This window comes from Sulfitobacter sp. 1A13496 (genome assembly GCF_043557225.1).
Lineage (GTDB): Bacteria > Pseudomonadota > Alphaproteobacteria > Rhodobacterales > Rhodobacteraceae > Sulfitobacter > Sulfitobacter faviae.
The window spans coordinates 1-2,338 of the sequence record NZ_JBIFFP010000024.1 but is presented as its reverse complement, the minus strand read 5'-3'; the positions used below and the strand labels follow the sequence as shown (position 1 = coordinate 2,338).

Sequence of the window (2,338 nt, the reverse complement as noted above, 5' to 3'; positions counted from 1 at the left end):
AAGTGGTGCCCCCACACGGAGGTTCTGTTCCTCCTACAGGCACCTGTTCAGCCGGTATCCCCAGCAAAACAACGGCTATCGTGGTGGACCACCCGGCGTCAAGAGGCACCAGATGGTCTACGGATTGGTCTACGGTGACCTGAGGACCACATGAGTTCGCGGCATTGATCCTGCGACACGGCAGAGACCTCGTACAGGCTGACATCGTTGAAGCGGCAGTTACGCACGTTAGGGGGTGGGGTTGTTATCACCACTGGGGGGAAGCGCGAACGCCCAGCCTATAGGTAGGGCGCTCACATTTTTCTGGCTCAAACATCCGCGACGTAGCTGGCCACTTCGACCGAACCAAAGGGCTGAGGCTTCCTCGCAAGGGCATCACGATGGCGGTGATTGCCTGTGGAGACTTCCTCGATCCCCAACCTGTCTAGTTCGAGCTTGTAGCTCTCGTGACGACGAACGCGCTTGTTGAAGTTGGAGGTGTCGCTGATCCCAAGAGCATCCCTGAGTTCGCTGTAGAGAAAGACCCCGTCCGGGCTGTCGGCGAAGAAGGCTTTCACCTCAGCCACAGCGTCCGCCACCCATCCCGACAGCTTTCTCTTGGCCGGTTCCCATGTGGTGATGGTGCAGCTGGGGAAGACCTCAGGAAGGAAGCCACGGACACCAGAGCGCTTTGGGGCGATGATGTAGGCATTGCAGGGACCGCAATCGTGACCGTTGCCCTGCCTGACAGAGGACCGGCACAACGCCTGCAGGATGTGGTGCTTCAGCTCACCGGCTTCGATCTCCTGCACGAGGTCCTTCGAGACCTGTTGGTGGTTGAGGACGCTGTTGAAGTATCGCGCCTTCATCTCGTAGTCCGTCTCCGGGTGGTTGTTCAGACCAGCCAAGATGACATTCTGGATGCGCCGGAACTCGTTTGTCCCCTTGTGTTTGCCCCAGTTGAGGAAGTGGACACGGTCTGGACTTGTACTCAACAGCCCCCTGATCTGGTCAGGTATCGCCCCACCATTGACCTTGCCGTGGTAGATCACCAGCCACTCTTCTTCGGGCTTACTGTCGATCTTCCTGGCGACCTCACTGGCCAAGGCACCGCCGTTCAGCATCCACGCAGTCTTCCCAGCCCCCTTGTCCATGACGTGAACGGTCAGATTGCGATAGCTCTTGGCCACCGATGGCAATCTCTTGAGCCTCCCTGTCGCCTTCTCCCATTGCTCATAGGCTGCACGGACACGACCAGAGGCATCAAGGATCACGGCGGGGGCCAGATCGTCTGGTATTGCGTCTCGGTTGTCGAGCGCAGTGATGACCTGACGAGCGTTGTTGGGCTTGCGCAGGAGGACACGTCGTCCTGACAGCGCGTAGAGGCTGTCGAGATGGTCAACGTGGCTCTTGTCCAAACCCCGTTGCGCAGCCAGTTGGCTGATCCCAGTTGCCTCTTCTACATCAGGCCAGAGGAGGTTCCCTTTGCCGCCTGTGGCTTCCAGTTCACGCTCCAGACATACGACCAACTCAGCCAGTGCAGGGTGGGCCTGACGGAGGGGTTCACGCAGGGACGCCAACTGGTCTGTGCTAAGGGAGACCACAGAGCCGGGAAGCATCTCCTCGTCCCATATCCGTACAGCACGGACAGCCCCATGATGGTGAAAGGCCTTGGCGTCCCTGAAGGCCCCACCACGACATCGACGTCTGATCATCTCTTGGGTGGTGAACAGGACACGTGCATCGTTTGGCTTGGTCGAACTGAGGGCGTTGATCTCCTCATCGGATGTCAGGATGGCGAAGTCAGCCTCAGCAAAGCCTATCTCCTCGACCAGCTTCTTGATCTCTTCACGTTGCGAGAAGCACAGCAGGACTGACGCGTCCTCGTGCTGTTCAGACCTCAGAAGATGCTGAACGAAGTGGATCAACGTCGTGGTCTTCCCGACACCGGGATCAAGGCTGGACAGGAAGAAGTGTGGAGACGCTGTCCCTTCAGCCATAGCGGCCTTTGCAGACACCAGTTCCCTAATGCCGACAACAGTGTCATCGTGAAGGTCTTCCCCTCCACGTTGAACCAGTTCAGCCAATACGGAGGAGGTCGTCGCCTCAGCAAGATTGCCACAGCCGTAGCTGGTACAGTCGCTATAAAGAGGTCTTAATGGTAGTTGTACCACCGGGGCAAACCCATACCCAAAGGCACAGGCAGACCCGATGGCCAAAGCAGATGCTTGAGCCATGGGCTTTCCTTGATCGTGATATAGTTGGAGGGGATGGGGAGGTCGAGGAAGCAACGGGGCTTCAGGGCCTACCTCAGGTCAGGCAGAACGGTGACCACCCTGTGCAATGGTGGAACCCAAAC

General features: G+C 58.1%; 1 protein-coding gene. It reads right to left on the bottom strand.

All coding sequences use genetic code 11. The features are described 5' to 3' along the window. Window positions 1-308: 308 nt before the first annotated feature. Window positions 309-2,216, bottom strand: coding sequence for a hypothetical protein (locus ACGYLX_RS18970; protein ID WP_394451275.1), 1,908 nt, complete (start codon window positions 2,214-2,216; stop codon window positions 309-311). Between the last annotated feature and the right edge of the window lie 122 nt (window positions 2,217-2,338).